Source organism: Nocardia sp. bgisy134, from assembly GCF_057708325.1.
On sequence record NZ_JBYIRW010000023.1, the window covers coordinates 1 to 16,959 of the forward strand.

Sequence of the window (16,959 nt, forward strand, 5' to 3'; positions counted from 1 at the left end):
ACGGCAACCGAGCCGAATCCACCTCGCGGCGGACCGAATTCGGCTCGGTTGTTGCGATTCGGCGTCATGACACACACAACTCGAGCACGAGCGGACATCCGTCTCGGCGCGTCCGGCTAGCCTGAGTCCCTGGCCCCGGCGCGACAGGGGGCATTTCGGGGTGGAAGGCCGCATCTCCCGGGCGCCAGGCGAACCCGACGTCGCACCCAGAGGCGTGTGCCATGAGATGTTTGCGTGCCCTTTTCCTGACGGTGCTGCTCGCCGGTTCGGTGACGATGGGCCACGCAGCGGCCCAGCCGCCCGCACCGCCCGTGCCGCCGAGCCTGCCCGCACTGCCCGATGTTTCGGGATCGTTGCTGCCCGGCCTGCAGGAGTTGATCGATCGGGTGATCCCGCCGCCCGCGATCGTCACCGCGCCGCGACAGGACGGCGCGGTGCTGGAGACCGCGGGCCTCTCACCGACGCTGGCCGCGCTGCGCGAGGCGGTGCTGCCCGCGCCGGTCGGCGATCCGATCTTCGACGCGTGGCCGCCCGGCCTCGCCGACTACACCGAGGGCCAGATCATCGAGGTTCGGGATGTCACCGCCACGGCGGGGCTGCTGGTGCTGGTGCCGTTCCGCCGAGCGCTGCTGATGAAATACCGCACCACCGACGCGCACGGCAGGCCCTCCTTCGCCACCGCGACACTGGTCGTGCCTCCCGGCGTGTGGACCGGCCCCGGCGATCGCCCGGTGGTGGTGAACAACCTGCCGATCGACGCGCTCGGCCGCGACTGCACACCCGGATACAGCCTGGCCAACGGGTGGACCGACAACACCAGCGTCACCGACTTCATTCCGCCCACAACGCAATTGGCGCTGTTGCGGGGCTACGCGGTGCTGATTCCCGATCACGAGGGTCCCTGGATGGCCTACGCCGAACCGTATGTCGCGGGCCACGCGGTGCTTGATGCCATCCGTGCCGTGCGCAACCTGCTGCCCGAGGAGTTCGGCGCCAGCGGGTTCGGCATGTTCGGCTACTCCGGCGGCGCCATCGCCACGCACGGCGCGGTCAAGCTGATCGCGGACTACGCGCCGGAACTGTCCGAGGTCGTCGTCGGGGCCGCGCTGGGCGGGGTGCCCGCCGACTACGAGATCCTGGCGCGCAGCATGAACGGCAATCTGGCCTCCGCGGTCTTCATGGCCGCGGTGTTCGCCATCGGCAGGGAGCGCCCCGAGATCCTGGGCCGGATGAACAACCTGGCCCAATGGATCGCGACCTCACCGGCGAAAGATCTGTGCGGCAGCGTCTTCGGGGCCGCGGGCGTGCTGATGCTACCCATCGACATCGCCGCCAACTTCGCCGATCCGCTGGATTCGGACTTCGCCGCCGAGATCTACCGGGTGACGCGAATGGAAGGCAGGCGCTCGGCGGTGCCGCTCTACATCTTCAACGGCGACCAGGAGTTCTGGATCCCGGCCGAGGGCGCGCGCAACCTCTATCGCGAGCAGTGCGAGCTGGGGGCTTCCGCGGTCTATCGCGGGGTGTTCGGCGAGCATCTCATCGGCGCGGTGATCGGCTATCCCGAGGCAATGTTGTGGCTCGACGAACGTCTGCGCGGCGCCCCCGCGCGAAACGAGTGCTGACCTGCCACTTCTTTCCTCCGGCGTTGCGCTGATGCGCCGCCACGCGATTAACTGACATGACGCTGTACCTCGACACCCCATCCGCCGCCCAGCAAGCCGAGGCGCTGGTCGGGCGGCATTTCCGGCTCGCCGACCACTACGAAGTCGGCCGCGAGAAGATCAGAGAATTCGCCCAGGCCGTGCAGGACGATCACCCGGCGCACTGGAGCGAGGACGCGGCGGCGGCCCTCGGCTACGACGGTCTCGTCGCGCCGCTGACCTTCCCGGCAATCGTCTGGCTGCAAATGCAGCGAACCCTGTTCGAAACGGAGCTCACCGGCTACGACATCAGCCAGGTGCTGCACACCGAACAGCAGGTGCGGGTGCACCGCCCGATCGTCGCGGGCGACGATCTGGTCAGCGAGTGCTCGTTCGAGTCGTTCCGCCAATTCGGCGCGATGGACATACTGGTCATGCGTAGCCTGCTCCGCGACGGCGCAGGGCGGCCGCTGCAAACCGCGCACAGCACCGTCGTCGCGCAGACCGGCGTCGAGCTGGTCGGCGATCTCGCCGCGACGGTGGCGGGCGTCGTGCAGCCGCCCGCCACGCGGGGCGATACCGGCCGCCCCGGCGCGGCGCGGATGGCCGAGTGCGCCGAAGGCCCGGCGGAGGTCGCGGAAACCAGCGACCGGCCCGGCCGGATTCGCTTCGAGGACCTGCGCGTCGGTGATCGACTGCCCGAGCATCGGGTGGCGCTCTCGCGCGGCGGCCTGGTCAACTACGCGGGCGTCTCCGGCGACACCAATCCCATCCATTTCAGCGACGAAATTGCCAGGGCGGTGGGGTTGCCCGACGTCATCTCGCACGGTCTGCTGACCATGGGCTTCGGCGCGGGATACCTGACGCGGTGGCTCGGTGATCCCGGTGCGGTGGTCGACTACGGCGTGCGCTTCGCCGGATTCGCGCCGGTGCCCGCGGACCGCAACAGCACGATCGAATTCGGCGGGCGCGTCAAGGAATTGGATCCGGTCGAACGCACCGCGACCGTGCTCGTCACCGCCACCTGTGGTGACCGCAAGCTGTTCGGCAGGGCCAGCGCGCGGGTCCGGCTCGCCTGAACCCGCTCAACCTCCCTGCATCCAGATCTGCTTCAGGCGCAGGTGGTTCTCCCACCAGGCCGAGATGGCCGCGGGATCGGAACCGACCGGGGGAGGCGGTGATTCGCCGGGGAACAGGCCGTCGCCGTTCGGCGCGCCGACCGCCGTCGTGGTCGGTACCTCCGGTGTGGCGGCCGGCTCCTGACCCGGCGCCGCGGCTTCTCCACCGGGTGTCGCCGGTCCGTCGTACTGTGTCGGTTCCACTGTCCTCGTATGAGTCTCTGGACGCGGGTCGTTCGGATCGTACGGATCGGCCGGGTCGCCGGGGTCGATAGGCCGCGCGGCCGGACGCGGCGTCGGCCGCCCGGGGTTCTGCGGCGCGGCGGAGGTCGGCGCCTGAATGGTGGACTCGATCACGATCGGCGGTGCGGAGGGGTCGGCCGGGTCCGGCGTGGCAGGGGCCTGGGCCTGGGCGGTCTTGTGGTCCGGTTGGCGTGCCCACACCCCGTTGTCGGTGACGTGGGCGACCGCGATGCCGGACGCGGCGAGCACCGCGGCCGCCGCCGCGCCGACCGGCAGCATGACACCGGCTCGCCGCCGCTCGCGGGTGGCGAGCGCCGTGGCGCCGCTCGGCTCGTGGCCGTGCTCATGTCCGGAATCCTCGGGCAGCTGTGCGGCCGCGATGCGGGCGGCGCCGAGCGCGGCCGCGGTGTGCGGCTCGTCGACGATCTCCGCGGGGACACCGAAGGCGCGCTCGCACTCGCGGCGCAGTTCGGCCGTGACGGGTGCGCCGCACAGCGCGACGCCGTCCAGCGTCAGGCCCTGGGACAGCAGCGCGGGGCGCACGCGGTCGTGCGCTTCGGCCGCGGGATCGGATCCGGCGCGCCACGTGCCCGAGCCGAGAATCCTGGAACGTGCGGCGTCCGTGAGGATGAAGGTCAGATCACGGTCGGCGACCTCGAGTACCAGAATGGTTTCGAATCGGTAGAGACTCGGGACGTCACGGACGAAAGCGAGCAGCGCCGAGCGCACCGAGACCAGCGAGGACGTCCGCCACCGGCCGGTGGCCAGGTGGGTGACGATCGCGCGTCGCTCGTCCACCGTCCGGTACGTCAGCGCTATGTTCTCGATGAGCGAGAGCGTCCGGTCGGCCAGCGCTTCGAGAATCTCAGGGATCGTCTCGGCCACGGTGGCCGCGCCGATCTCCTGTTCCACCTCCTCGAGCGGGGCCGATGATGGTTCGTCCGCTGTCGGATGGGAGAGCAGTACTCCGCGGACCGACCATCGGTCCGCTGAAACGCCAACGGTTGCCATACAGATCACCTCTGCTTACGCGACTCCTGAAGATTCGTCGCGGGCCCGTGCGCCGATGGGTCCGAGACCTGTCCGCTGCTTACTCGATATAGCGGCGGGATGCGCGGAAACGTTAGCTCGCCGGATGCCGCGCCCGGTCCGAGCGCGCTGCGCGGGTCCCAGCCGTGCACGTCCCGCCGGGGTTGCCCCGGCCCGCGAAGCCGTTGCCACGCGTGCCCCGGCCGTCGGCGTGCACAGACAACTGTGCATGTCTTACGCACGACACCAGCCTATGCCCTGGAGAGTCGGCACGAAATCATGGCAAACTCGGTGAATGCGTGCTCCGGAAGTGCGACATGCGGCCGAATCTCCTTTTCCAGGAAAGCATCCCGGCGTCGGCGATGGCCCGACGGTGTTGCGGATGCTGCTCGGCGGGCGGTTGCGGCGATTACGCGAGGCCGCGGGCATCTCACGCGAGGACGCGGGCGAGTCGATCCGCGGCTCGCACTCCAAGATCAGCCGCTTGGAGCTGGGGCGCACCGGATTCCGCGAACGGGATCTGGTGGATCTGCTCACGCTCTACGGGGTGGCAGACCCGACCGAGCGGGAGGAGTTCCTCGCGCTCGCCCGCCAGGCCAACGCCTCCGGCTGGTGGCATCGTGACAACGACTGGTTGCCCAAATGGTTCGACACCTACCTCGGGCTCGAACAGGCGACCAGGTTGATCCGCTGCTACGAGCCGAGAGCCGTACCCGAACTGCTCCAGACCGCCGACTACGCGCGGGCGCTGCTGTCGCTGGCGCACCCGAACGAGTCGTTCGCCGCGATCGAACGCCGGGTGGCGTTGCGTATGCGCCGTCAGCACATCCTCACCAAGCCGGAGCCGCCGCGGATCTGGCTGATCGTGGAGGAGGCGGCGTTGCGCAGGCGCATCGGCGGTTCCGCGGTCTGGCTCGAGCAGCTCGACCGGCTGCTCGCGGCGGTCGACCAACCCAACATCACCCTGCAGGTGCTCGCCGACCACGTCGGCGGACCCGCGCTGGCCGACGGCGCGTTCACCATGCTGCGGTTCACCGAGGCCGACCTGCCCGACATCGTCTACCTCCAGCAACTGACCGGCGCGCTGTACCTGGACAAGGAATCCGACCTGGCCGCGTATCGCGCCGTCGCGAATCTGCTCTCGGTGCACGCCGCGCCGCCCCAGTACACGCGCGGTTTGCTGGAAGCGCTGCGCGACCGTCAACCGCCGACCGTGGACCAGCCGACCGGATCGGTCTAGCCCGGCTGCCGCGCGGGCGCGACCGAGCGGCAGCCGAGACGAGCAGACCGCCCCGGCGGTGCGACGGTGTTGGGAGCGATGTCACGCCGACCGGGACGGTCTGCCACAGCGGCTCCGGTACTTGTCGCGCGGCAGGCCGCTGCGGGTCGGCCTGCGCCGGAGCCGTCCCGGCGAGCATAGCCACGGGCTCGGTGGACCGGCAGGTCGGCGAGCGGAATCTGGGGCATGCCCAGCCGCGGCCACGTAGCGCGTTGAATTCTCACAACGCCGCGCCGGAGGTCCGGCCGCGCCCGCGTTCGCCGGACGTCAGAACGAGCCCGGCGCGATCGTCCCGATGATCGGATGCGGCGCCGCGTCCTCGGCGCCGCCGGTGAGCAGGCGCTTGAGGATCTTGCCGGTCTCGCCGCGGGGCAGCGCGTTGAGGAAGGTCACGTCGCGCGGCACCGAGAAGCGGCTCAGCCGATTGCGGATGTAGTTCCGGACCATATCCGAATCCAGGCCCGCCCCTTCGCGTTTCACCACGAAGGCGGCCAGGCGCTGGCCGTACTCGCGATCGGGAACCCCGACCACCGCGACCTCGCGGACCTGCGGCAGATAGGCCAGCGCCTCCTCGACCGGGCGCGGGAAGACGTTCTCGCCGCCGGAGATGATCATCTCGTCATCGCGGCCCGCGATGAACAGCTTGCCCGTGGCGTCGAGGAAGCCGAGGTCGCCGGTGTCGAGCATGCCGTCGGCCTCGTCCGGCGGCGCGGCGTTGACGTAGCCGTCGAAGAGCATGTGGTTGCTGACGAAGATATGCCCCGTCGCGCCGACGGGCAGCGGCTTGCGGTCCGGGCCGAGCACCGCCACCTTGGTGCCGAGCGGCGGCTTGCCCGCGGTGGTCGGCGCGGCGCGCAGGTCGGTGGGATCGGCGATGGTCGCCCAGGACACCTCGGTGGAGCCGTACACGTTGTAGAGGACGTCACCGTAGGTGTCCATGAAGTCGAGCACGGTGCTGGCGGCGAGCGGCGCGCCGCAGCTGGCGACCACCCGCAGGCTCGAGGTGTCGTAGCGGGCGCGCACGTGCGCGGGCAGCTCCAGGATGCGGTGGACCATGATCGGCACCGCGATGAACGTGCTCACCCGGTGTTCGGCGATCAGGCGCAGGCAGTCCTCGGCGTCGAACTGCGCGGGAAGCACGACGGTGGAGCGCAGCGCGGTGCTCAGCTGTAGCGCGGCCAGCCCCCAGGTGTGGAACAGCGGCGCGGGGATGAGCATCGTCTCGTCCATCCGCAGCGGAATGCGCGACAGCAGCGCGGCGATGGTGCTGAAGCCCTTGGCGTGTGGGCGGCGCGCGCCCTTCGGGGTGCCGGAGGTCCCCGAGGTCAGCACGATGAGCTTGCCGGGATGCGAGGGCTTGCGAAAGTTGTTCTGCCCCATGGCCGCGAGATCGTCGAGGGTCGTTCGCCCCGGCACCGGCTTGGTCCGGTCGGTCGCGTAGCGCGGCAGATCGGCGTGCAGGTACTGCACGAGATGGTCGAATTCGCCGTCCACGAACAGCGCGGTGAGCTTGTCGCGCTGCACGACCTCCTCGATGCGCCGGGCGGGCAGGCCGGTGTTCAACAGGGCGACGTCGATGCCGAGCTTGCCCGCGGCGACCATGATCTCCACCATGCCGCCGTGGTTGCGCGCGAGCAGGCCGATGGCATCGCCTGCTCGCAGCCCGAGCGTGGCCATGGCGCCCGCGATGGCGTGGGTGCGCTCGTGCATCTCGTCGAAGGTGCGTGCGCCGTGCGCGTCGATGAGTGCCGTGCGCCCCGGTGCGAACGCGGCCGCGGCGGCGTAGCCGCCCGCCAGGTTGAATCCCCATTCCGAGAGCCTGCGCAGCTGTTTGAGGCCGAGGTCGGGCCGGTGGGCGCGCAGTACGCCGGTGGTCATCATCTGCCTGGCCACCTCGGCGCGGCGGCGGACGGGGGAGTTCTCGCCATTGACCACGACCGAGGTCGCCGCGCCGCGCACCAGATCGGCGATCCGGCGCAGGCCGCGCTCGGTCCAGGCGATGATCGCGCCGTTGCCCGCGTCCGCGACGGACGGATGGATGCGGCCGGGGCCGAAGAAGGTGACCGAGATGCGGGTGCGTTCCTCGGTGCCGCGCAGCCGGATCGAGGCGAAGCTGCCCAGCGTCGGGCTGACCAGCTCGAGGCTTTCGTACCACCGCCCGATGCGTAGCTGGATCACCTGGGTGCGGACGCCGACCCGGGCGGTGCCGACCCGGAAGCGCAGCATCTGGTGTCCGCCAGCGGATTCCAGCGGTTCGCACGCGCCGATTCCGGGAAAGACGCGGGGATAGGTCTGCGGCTCGCGGAGCAGGTCCCACACCGCCTGGCGGGGGATCGGAAATTCCGCGGTCACATCGATGACGTCGGTAACCACTGGCTTGCAATTCTCGTCGGCCGGTTCGAACAGCTCGGGTCGGCGGAGATTTCATTTGTAGCTCCCGGCGCAATCTTGGTCAAGAGTCCGGTGTTTGGCCTGGTGGTCGACTGTTTTCTCGCCTATTAACAAGCGAATTCGGCTGTGGTCGAACACAACTCGAAGCGGCGCGACGGCTTTCTGAGACGGCAATTCCCGAGATGCACACGGGGTGGATTTCCGGGCAATTTTGGACAGCTTTGTGAGAACTCATAACCGGGCGGCGTGAATCGCGGGCGTTTCCCCGGGTCGCCCCGTGTTCGCGTCCGGTGGTGGTCGCCGCGCAAGCGAACGCCGGGCGCCCTCGCCGTCGGGTGGGGCGGTTCCGGGCGCTCGTCCGCGGGTGGTGCCCGGGTATGAGGTCGGGGTTCGCGATCCCGGGGAAACTAATGTCCCAACGGGACAATATTGATAGGATGGGTTCATGGGCACCGGCGACGACGTCGACCTGGACGGCCGCAGGCTGCGCACCCGCCGCAGCCGCGAGGCGCTGTCGCGGGCCGCGTTCGATCTGCTGACCGAGCGCGGTCTGGTCGCGGTGAGCGTGGAGGACATCGCCGAGCGGGCCGGCGTCACCCGGCGCACCTTCAGCCGCCACTTCCCGTCCATCGAGGCGGCCATTCTCGGCGACATCGACCAGGACATGCATCTGCTGAACGAAGCGCTGGCCTGCCGCCCCGCCCACGAGCCGCCGCTGCGGGCCTATCGCCACGCGGTGCACGACTGGCTGACCGCCGAATACACCGGGGTGCGGGCCGGGCTGCTGACCCGGCGGTGGGCCCTGTTCCAGCGCTTCGACGACGAACCGGCCCTGCTGGCCGGCTATCAACGCATCCGCAACGAGGGCCAGCGCGAATCGGTACGAATCCTGGCCGCGCGCCTCGGCGTGGACCCGGCGGAGGATCTGCGCCCGGCGACGGTCGTCGCGGCCTGCTCCGGGCTCATCGTCGCGGCCTTGCAGACCTGGGCCGCGGGGGTCGACCCGGACGGCCTGCCCGACCTCATCGAGGGCTTCTTCGACACCCTCGCCGGGTTGGCCACCGACATCGAGTACGAGGAGTCAGCGTCATGACCAGGGAGCGCCCGGTCGGATCGGCGGGCATCGTGCGCCGGACCTGCCGACGGATGGGATGGGACCGCAATCCGATGCGCCGCCGCGAGGACCGGCTCCAATCCGGGGTCGGCATGCTGCTGACGCTGTTGTTCTTCGTCGTCGTCCCGGTGGTGGCGATCGTGCTCGGCGGTCGGGTCTACGAGACGGAAACCCTTGCCACCGAAAGCCGTATCGCCGAGCTGCATCGCGTCGACGCCACTGTGATCGAGGTGGGCAAGGCGCCGCTGTACGCGCCGATCACGCCCGCGCGGGTGTCCTGGGTGGACGGCCAGAATGTCGCGCACGTCGAGGACTACCGCTCCAGCACACTGGTGAAACCCGGTGCCACCGTGAGCATCTGGCTCGACCCGAGTGGCCGGGTGGTGGAGCCGCCGTCGGAGACCCAGGCGCTGAGCCGCGCGGTGCTGATGTCGGGCGCGGTGTCATGCGCGGTGCTGGTGTGCTTCGCGACCGGGTACTACCTGCTGCGCGCGAGTTTGGACCGCAGGCGTGCGCGCCGGTGGGAAACCGAATGGGCGACGGTGGGACTCACCTGGGGCGGTCGCGGCGCGGTCTGAGTCCTTCCCTGTCGCAGGCATGAATTCCGTTGCGAGAGGTGCGATCCGGCGAGCGGGGCGTCCGGCGCGATGAAGTGCGGCGTGCCCGCCGGGTAAGGGTAGGGAACAAACCTCGGCAGGCACGCCACTGTGTCCGGCCGCTGCGCGGCGAACGAGGGCCGGACACGAATCCGAGGTTAGGCGATGGGATCACCCGATGTCGTCGTATGGACGAACATCCGGCGATCCCACGACCCATCACCGGATGTGTTGTGAGACAGCACAACCGGCGTATTCGGCTAGACGGGGAAGAGGCTGTGCTTGCGCGGATTGTGCTTCGGCTTGGGATCCTTGTCGCGCAGCAGCCGCAGCGCCTTGCGGATCTCCAGGCGGGTCTGCGAGGGCTCGATCACCGCGTCGATGTAGCCGCGCTCGGCGGCGATCCACGGCGTCGCCATGGTGGCGTTGTAGAAATCGATCATCTGCTCGCGAACGGCCGCGCGCTGCTCGGCGGGCGTCGCCTCCAGCTGCCTGCGCCCGATGATGCCGACCATGCTCTCGGCGCCCATCACGGCGATCCTGGCGGTCGGCCAGGCCAGGCTGATGTCGGCGCCGAGCTGCTTGCAGCCCATCACCGCGTAGCCGCCGCCGTAGGCCTTGCGGGTCACCACCGTCACGACCGGCACGGTGGCCTCGATCACCGCGCGGAAGAACCGGCCGCCGCGCTTGATGACGCCGCTGCGCTCCTCCTCGATGCCTGGCAGCACGCCGGGGGTGTCCACGACGAACACCAGCGGCAGGCCGTAGGCGTTGCACAGGCGGATGAAGTGGGTGGCCTTGTCGGAGCACCGCGCGTCGAGGGCGCCGCCCAGCACCATCGGCTGGTTGGCGATCACGCCGACGCTGCGGCCGTCGACCCGCGCGAAGCCGGTGATGAGGTTCTGCGCGGTGCCCGCGCTGACCTCGTGGAAGCCGCCGTCGTCGAAGATGCGCACGAGGATGTCGTGCATGTCGTAGCCGACCTTGTCCGAGTCCGGGATGATCGAGTCCAGCTCGAGATCGTGCTTGGTCATCTCCGGCTCGAGCCCCGGGTTGACGACCGGCGGCTGCTCCAGGCAGCTGGAGGGCAGGTAGCCGAGGTACTCGCGCACCCAGTCGAAGGCGGCGCGCTCGCTGTCCGCGACGTGGTGCACGGTGCCGTTGGTCGCCTGCACGGCCGCGCCGCCGAGTTCTTCGGCGCTCACGCTCTCGCCGGTGACCGCCTTGATGACCTCGGGGCCGGTGACGAACATGTAGGACTTGTCGGTCGCGACCAGCACGTCCATGTTGACCGGGCCGTACACCGAACCGGCGGCGCATTTGCCGAGCATGATCGCCACCTGCGGCACGAAGCCCGACAGGTCCTCCTGGCGGCGGCACATCAGCGCGTACCAGGCCAGCGAGGCGACCGCGTCCTGGATCCGGGCGCCGCCCGAATCGTTGATCGCGATCACGGGGCAGGCGTTCTCGTAGGCGAACTCCATGGCCGCGGCCACCTTGCGGCCGAACATCTCGCCGACCGAGCCGCCGTGCACGGTCTGATCGTGCGCGATCACCACGACCGGCCTGCCCTCGATGTAGCCGCGGCCGGTCACCACGCCGTCGCCGTACATCGCGTTGCCGGAGCCGGGCTGGCGCATGAGCGCGCCCATCTCCACGAAGGTGCCGGGGTCGAGCAGCATCCGGACGCGCTCCCGGGCGCTGGGGATCTCCTTGGCCTTGCGTTTCGCGATCCCTGCCTCGCCTGCGGGCTCCTCGGCGAGCTCCAGGATGCCCCGGAGCTGCTCCAGTTTTTCTCGCGTACCGGTCATATGTCTGGGTAGTCCTTCCCACTCGACGTTGCGCCCGGTCCGCGGTACGGAGGCGCGGCGCTCGATGCTATCGGTGATGAGACGCCCGGCACACTCCGGCCACCCTTCTCACACGACAACTCGCAGCGGGCTTCGCCGCGCGCTTGGTCGGATGTCCTATCGTTCCCGCGACGCGCGGGGTTACGCGTCCGAGCGCAATTGCCGACCGGTCCGGAAAATATTCTGCGCGCCCGTGCGTCCCGAGCCCGTGACATTTTCATCCGGCACCGTTCGGGTCGGTCGGAGCAACCATGCCGTGCGACGGTCGTCGCGCGAAAAGCCGTGATCTGCTTGTGATTACGCCCAACTCCTCCTGTGCGATCTGATGAAAAGCCCGGAACTCGGTAACGCGCCGGGATATCGGCGCGATCGCCGCTATTGTTCGACAGTCATGGCGGGCACACAGGCCGGTTCGGGCTTCAAGACTCTGCGTACCAAGCTAGTGGAACACCTGAGATATCCGGCGCGCGGAGTGCCTCCCGGTGATCTCGCGACGATAACGCGGAGTTGTCTCGCCGAGGCGATGGAGGTACTCGATCCCGGCGCATTTCCGGCACCTCCGGAACCCGCGGAGATCGCCGGAACCGCAATTCGCTGGGCGCGCGAGGGCATCGGGCTGGAAACGGTGCTCGAGGCGTATCACGACGGGATTCGCTCCGGGCTGGAATTCCTCGCCGCGCAGGCGGGCGACGGCGACTCCGACCAGGTGATGGCCGGGGCCACCCTGATCGTCCGTGCGCTGGAGATGGTCACGGTGGCGGCCTCGGCGGCCTACGTCGAGGAGCATCGGCTGGTCGCCAAGGAGCATCAGACCGCGGCCCAGACCCTCGTCTCGGCGCTGTTGAGCGGGCACGGCGTGGCCCAGCTCGCCCGGCAGACCGGCATCGCCCTCGCACCGGCTTACCAGGTGGTAGCGGTGTCCATCCCGCAGCACGGCGACGAACTGCGCCCCGGCGGCGGGGCGACGGCCGGGCGCCGCAAGCTGCGCAGAGTGCAGGCCGCCCTCGCCAATCCGCTGGGCTCGCGAGCGCTGTCGCTGTTGTCCACCGAAGGCGGCACCGTGCTGGTGCCGATCGACGAGGCGTCCGCGCTGACGCCCCTGGCGATGACGGCCGAGGTGCTCGAGGTGGTGAGCGAGGCCGCCGAGGTTCCGCTGACGGCGACCGTCACCGCCGGAGCCCGTTGCCGCATACCGGAATTGGCCGGGCGTGCACACGATCTGCTCGGCCGGATCCGCGCGGCGAACCGCCCTCCCGGCCTGTATCCGTTGGCCGATCTGGGGGAATCGATCGGTTGTGACTCGCCCCAGCAGGCCGACGGGACGGCAGTCACCTCCCCCAACAAACGGCGAATGGGGCGTTCGGCCTGAGTTTTCGGCCCTATCGTCGAAGGCGCCTCGACCTTCGAGGCGGGCAAGGAGTGACCAGTGACCACCGCGTCGACCGATCTGGACCTGCTGCGCGAGTTGGAACCGGTCGCCGAGCGGCTGCTCGACGACCATCTCCGCAAGGCGAAGGACTGGAATCCGCACGACTACGTGCCGTGGGACGACGGCCGCAATTTCGCGGCGCTCGGCGGAATCGATTGGGAGCCAGGACAATCCACACTGTCCGAGGTCGCCCGGGTCGCGATGATCACGAATCTGCTCACCGAGGACAACCTGCCCTCCTATCACCGGGAGATCTCGGAATCCTTTTCGCTGGACGGCGCCTGGGGCACCTGGGTGGGCCGGTGGACCGCCGAGGAGAATCGGCACGCGATCGTGATGCGCGATTATCTGGTGGTCACCCGCGCGGTGGATCCCGTTGCGCTGGAAGCGGCGCGGATGCAGCACATGACCGCCGGTATCGCGAAACCCGTGAAGGGGCCGCAATTTCTGCGTTCGGTGGCGTATGTGACATTGCAGGAATTGGCGACCAGAATCAGCCACAGGAATACCGGGAGCGCGTGCGATGAACCCATCGCGGAGCGTATGCTGCAACGAATCGCGTCCGACGAGAACTTGCATATGATCTTCTACCGGAACCTGAGCGCCGCGGCGCTCGACCTCACGCCCAATGCGATGCTGCGTGCCATCACCGACATCGTCACCCAGTTCCAGATGCCCGGCCTGACCCAGCCCGGCTTCCGCCGCAACGCCGTGCTGCTCGCCAAACACGGCATCTACGATCTGCGACAGCACCTGGACGTGGTGATACGCCCCGTGCTGCGTGCCTGGAACGTCTTCGATCGCACCGATCTGTCCGGGGACGGCGAGCGAGCCCGCGACGAACTGCACGCCTACCTCGAGGACCTGGAGGCGCGGGCGCGCCGTTTCGAGGAACAGCGGGAACGCGCCGCCGCCCGCCGAGCGGAGGGAGCCGCCGCGATCTCATGAGACGAGTGTCGATCACCGCGGCGGCGCTGGCCCTCATCGCCGCCGCGACCACCGCGCCCGTGCTCGGCGAGGTGCTCAGCGCACCCGCGGGCTCCGCGGCCGCGCCGACCCAGCCGCCCGCCGTCGATCCGAAGATGACCAGAACCGGTCTGCTGACCATCGAGACCGTCGGTCCCCGCCGCGACCGCCTGCACATCGCCTCGGCCGCGATGCGGAGGGTCATCGTCGTCGACGTCCTGCGCGGGTCGGGCGAGGGGCCGCGGCCCACGCTGTACCTGCTCGACGGGGTCGACGGCGAGCCGACCTCCGGCTGGCTCACCAAGGGCGGCGCCGAGCAGTTCTTCGCGGACAAGCCGGTCGACGTGGTGCTCACCACCGGCGGCACCGGCAGCATGTACAGCGACTGGCAGCGCCACGACGCCGCGCTCGGCCTCAACCGCTGGGAGACCTTCCTCACCGAGGAGTTGCCGCCGATCGTGGAATCACTGCTCAAGGCCGACGGCCGCCGCGCGATCGCAGGCGTCTCCATGGGCGCGCAGGCGGCGATGATGCTCGCGCAACGCCATCCCGGCCACTACCTGGCGGTCGCGGGGATGAGCGGCTGCTACTCCACCGCCGATCCGCTCGGTCACGCGGTCACCACCATCACGGTGGCCTCGCGCGGCGGCAACGCGGAAAACCTCTGGGGCCCACCGAGTTCCCCGGAATGGGTGGCGCACGACAGCCTGCTCGGCGCGGACCGGCTGCGCGGCACCGCCATCTATCTGTCCGCCGCCTCCGGCGCCCCCACCGGCGCCGATCTGGCCGCGGTGGCGGCGGCGCCGTCGGTCGTCGACGCGCTGCGCCTCGCCGGGGGAGGCGCAGCGCTCGAGGCGGGCGCCCGCGCGTGCACCGAGCGCTTCGCCGCCCGGCTCGCCGAACTGCGGATTCCCGCCGAGATCGAGTACTCGGACGCGGGCATGCACACCTGGCCGGATTTCGAGGCTCAGCTACCGCGCGCGTGGCGGGTGCTGGCGGAGGCGCTTGGGGTGCCTCGAGCTGGCTGAGTGTGCCCCGAGTCGGCTGAGTGTGCCCCGAGTTGACTGAGCGTGCCCCGAGTTGACTGAGTGTGCCCCGAGTTGACTGAGCGTGCCCCGGTGGCTGAGCGCCGCCGGAATGGGCGAGCGGCGGGCGCGTTGAGAAGAGATATGACCGCAGCACTGCCCTCCGTCCGCTTCTCCATCCTGGACCGCTCGCGGGTGCGGCGCGGGCAGTCGCACCCGGCGGCGCTGCGCGAGACAGTCGAGTTCGCGCGGCTGGCCGAGGAGTGGGGCTATCATCGGTTCTGGGTGTCCGAGCATCACAGCGTGCCCGGCGTCGCCGGGTCGGCGCCCACCGTGCTCGCCGCTGCCGCGGCGGCCGCGAGCTCGCGCATCCGGATCGGCACCGGCGGGGTGATGCTGCCGAACCATCAGCCGCTGGTCGTCGCCGAGCAGTTCGGGGTGCTGGAATCGCTGTATCCCGGTCGCATCGATATGGGCCTCGGCCGGTCGGTCGGCTTCACCGACGGGGTCCGCCGCGCGCTGGGGCACGACAAAGCCGACGCCGACGATTTCGACGATCAGCTCGCCGCGGTGCTCGACTACTTCGCGCACGGCAAGCACGGCGTGCATGCGTGGCCCGCCGAGGGCCTGCGGGTGCCTGCGTTCCTGCTGGCCACCGGCTCCGGTGCGGATCGCGCCGCCCGATTCGGGCTGCCGCTGGTCGTCGCGGCGGTGGCCGGAACCGATCGGATGGTCGAGGCGATCGATCGGTACCGCGCGGGATTCCGCGAAACAGCCTGGGGGAGTGCGCCGTACGTGGTGGTGTCGGGAACGGTCCTGATCGCCGACAGCACCGAGGAGGCGCGACGGCTGCTGCTGCCCGAAGCCTGGGCAGGAGCTTGGTCGCGGACCCGAGGTGAATTCCCGGCCTTGCTGCCGCCGGAGGAGATCGAGTCGGCGCCGATGACCGAGCGCGAGCGTCGCATGGTCGCGGAATCGATGCGGGATCAGATCCACGGCACCGAGGACGAGGTCGCCGAGGCGCTCGAGCAGCTGGTCACGCGGACCGGAGCGGACGAGATCCTCGTGCACACCAGCACCTACGACCGCGTCGCGCGCCTCGAATCGCACCGGCGGCTGGCCCGGCTCACCGGTTTGCTTCCCGCGGCGGGGCGCAGGGCGGCTTAGCCGCAGACGCCTCGCGCTCGAACCGCGCCTCGGCGGCGGCGTACCCGAACAGCCGACGGCCCTCGCAGCGCAGGTCCACGGCCAGGGTGGCGGTGCGGTGGCGCCGGTCCAGCCCGGTGACCCGGCCGCGGAGGGCCAGGCGCACGCGGTGGCCGGGCCGGATCCGCAGGCCGTGGACGCCGGGTGCGACCTGGGTGCGCAGCCGGGTGAGGGCGGCGGGATCACCGAGCCAGTCGGTGAGATATCCGGTGGCGAGCCCGAGTTCGTACATCCCCGGCGCCTCCGCGCTCGACAGGCCGGTCACCGCGGCGTATTCCGCGAGGTCCGCCGCGGCGACCTCGAGCAGCTGGACCGGAAGTTCGTCGCCGACGCCGAGGGAAGCGAAATCAACTGCGGTGCACGGCATTCGGTCGGGTACGGGAGGTGGGGCCGTCTCGATCGGGCTCCGGTCGGCGAAGGTCTCCGCGACCGACGACGCGGCTGCTGCGGTGCGCGCCCGCCCGAGCAGCGTCGTCGTCCCGGTCTGCCGCGCGTGACCGTCCTGATCGACGAGCGCGCTCCGGATCGTGAGCACCTCGTAGTCGGAGAAGTATCGCGAGGATTCGACGTGCACCCGGCAGTCCAGGTGATCGCCCGCCACCAGTGGCCCGGCCAGGTCGAGCACGTGGTCGGCGTGCAGGACGCGCGCCGCTGCGGGGCCGGTGCACGCGGCATCGAGCAATTCCCGGTGCACGTGGCCGAGGAATACCGCGGAGAAAGTCGGGGGAGCGACGAGGCCGGAGAAACCGAGTCGATGCGCGGCGTCCTCGCGCAGATGCGCCGGATGGAAATTGCGGACGGCGCGGGCGAATTCGCGAATTGTCGTGGAGCGCACCACACAGCGCGACGATGATCCGTTGCGAGACAGGGGTGTGACGAGGTCGTTCATATTTGCTCCCATATTGCTCGTCCGTCGAGGATCGTCGGTGGGTCAGGCGGGTGTGCCGAAAGGGGAAGCTGGCACGCGCTCGGAAAGACCGTGTCCAGCATGGTATCTCCAGTGATCGGCCATCGAGTGGCCCTCGATGGCGTTGAAACGTCGCTCCATGATTGCGCGGGATCGGCCCGAT

The 16,959-nt window shown here is 69.8% G+C and carries 13 protein-coding genes; 9 read left to right on the plus strand and 4 right to left on the minus strand.

The window, feature by feature from the left end; genetic code table 11:
- The first annotated feature begins 221 nt into the window (after positions 1–221).
- Both AC3ERS_RS31255 and AC3ERS_RS31260 read left to right on the plus strand, forming a co-directional pair.
- Positions 222–1,625: a lipase family protein gene (locus AC3ERS_RS31255; protein WP_431971724.1), complete on the plus strand. Its 1,404-nt coding sequence runs from the start codon at positions 222–224 to the stop codon at positions 1,623–1,625.
- A gap of 56 nt (positions 1,626–1,681) precedes the next feature.
- Positions 1,682–2,722 (plus strand): fused (3R)-hydroxyacyl-ACP dehydratase subunits HadA/HadB, encoded by a 1,041-nt coding sequence (locus AC3ERS_RS31260; protein WP_431971725.1) that lies wholly within the window; start codon positions 1,682–1,684, stop codon positions 2,720–2,722.
- 6 nt (positions 2,723–2,728) lie between these two features.
- Here AC3ERS_RS31260 and AC3ERS_RS31265 read toward each other — a convergent pair whose 3' ends face one another.
- The gene (locus tag AC3ERS_RS31265; RefSeq protein ID WP_431971726.1) at positions 2,729–4,015 is read right to left on the minus strand and encodes a hypothetical protein; all 1,287 of its coding nucleotides are present in this window, start codon (positions 4,013–4,015) and stop codon (positions 2,729–2,731) included.
- Positions 4,016–4,415: 400 nt separating this feature from the next.
- On the opposite strand from AC3ERS_RS31265, the gene AC3ERS_RS31270 reads away from it, so the two are divergent.
- On the plus strand, positions 4,416–5,273 hold the full coding sequence (locus tag AC3ERS_RS31270) for a helix-turn-helix domain-containing protein (RefSeq protein ID WP_431971821.1): 858 nt from the start codon (positions 4,416–4,418) through the stop codon (positions 5,271–5,273).
- 306 nt (positions 5,274–5,579) lie between these two features.
- Here the strand turns inward: AC3ERS_RS31270 and AC3ERS_RS31275 are convergent, their stop codons facing one another.
- Complete coding sequence (locus AC3ERS_RS31275) at positions 5,580–7,685, minus strand: AMP-binding protein (RefSeq protein WP_431971727.1); 2,106 nt, start codon at positions 7,683–7,685, stop codon at positions 5,580–5,582.
- A gap of 463 nt (positions 7,686–8,148) precedes the next feature.
- On the opposite strand from AC3ERS_RS31275, the gene AC3ERS_RS31280 reads away from it, so the two are divergent.
- Together AC3ERS_RS31280 and AC3ERS_RS31285 are read left to right on the plus strand one after the other, a co-directional pair.
- Positions 8,149–8,796 carry a TetR/AcrR family transcriptional regulator gene (locus AC3ERS_RS31280; protein WP_431971728.1) on the plus strand — a complete coding sequence of 216 codons (648 nt, stop codon included), beginning with the start codon at positions 8,149–8,151 and terminating at the stop codon, positions 8,794–8,796.
- Positions 8,793–9,395 (plus strand): Rv1733c family protein, encoded by a 603-nt coding sequence (locus AC3ERS_RS31285; protein ID WP_431971729.1) that lies wholly within the window; start codon positions 8,793–8,795, stop codon positions 9,393–9,395. The genes AC3ERS_RS31280 and AC3ERS_RS31285 overlap by 4 nt, the downstream gene beginning before the upstream one ends.
- Before the next feature lie 278 nt (positions 9,396–9,673).
- Here AC3ERS_RS31285 and AC3ERS_RS31290 read toward each other — a convergent pair whose 3' ends face one another.
- Positions 9,674–11,224: an acyl-CoA carboxylase subunit beta gene (locus AC3ERS_RS31290; protein ID WP_431971730.1), complete on the minus strand. Its 1,551-nt coding sequence runs from the start codon at positions 11,222–11,224 to the stop codon at positions 9,674–9,676.
- A 430-nt stretch (positions 11,225–11,654) separates the two neighbouring features.
- Between AC3ERS_RS31290 and AC3ERS_RS31295 the strand changes: the two genes are divergently transcribed.
- From AC3ERS_RS31295 to AC3ERS_RS31310, 4 genes are all read left to right on the plus strand, one after another.
- Positions 11,655–12,632: an RsbRD N-terminal domain-containing protein gene (locus tag AC3ERS_RS31295; RefSeq protein WP_488186875.1), complete on the plus strand. Its 978-nt coding sequence runs from the start codon at positions 11,655–11,657 to the stop codon at positions 12,630–12,632.
- A 57-nt stretch (positions 12,633–12,689) separates the two neighbouring features.
- Positions 12,690–13,640 (plus strand): acyl-ACP desaturase, encoded by a 951-nt coding sequence (locus AC3ERS_RS31300; protein ID WP_431971732.1) that lies wholly within the window; start codon positions 12,690–12,692, stop codon positions 13,638–13,640.
- Complete coding sequence (locus tag AC3ERS_RS31305; RefSeq protein ID WP_431971733.1) at positions 13,637–14,686, plus strand: alpha/beta hydrolase; 1,050 nt, start codon at positions 13,637–13,639, stop codon at positions 14,684–14,686. The genes AC3ERS_RS31300 and AC3ERS_RS31305 overlap by 4 nt, the downstream gene beginning before the upstream one ends.
- 141 nt (positions 14,687–14,827) lie before the next feature.
- Positions 14,828–15,850, plus strand: coding sequence for an LLM class flavin-dependent oxidoreductase (locus AC3ERS_RS31310; protein WP_431971734.1), 1,023 nt, complete (start codon positions 14,828–14,830; stop codon positions 15,848–15,850).
- Here the strand turns inward: AC3ERS_RS31310 and AC3ERS_RS31315 are convergent.
- The gene (locus AC3ERS_RS31315; protein WP_431971735.1) at positions 15,810–16,778 is read right to left on the minus strand and encodes an FAS1-like dehydratase domain-containing protein; all 969 of its coding nucleotides are present in this window, start codon (positions 16,776–16,778) and stop codon (positions 15,810–15,812) included. The genes AC3ERS_RS31310 and AC3ERS_RS31315 overlap by 41 nt on opposite strands.
- Positions 16,779–16,959 lie beyond the last annotated feature (181 nt).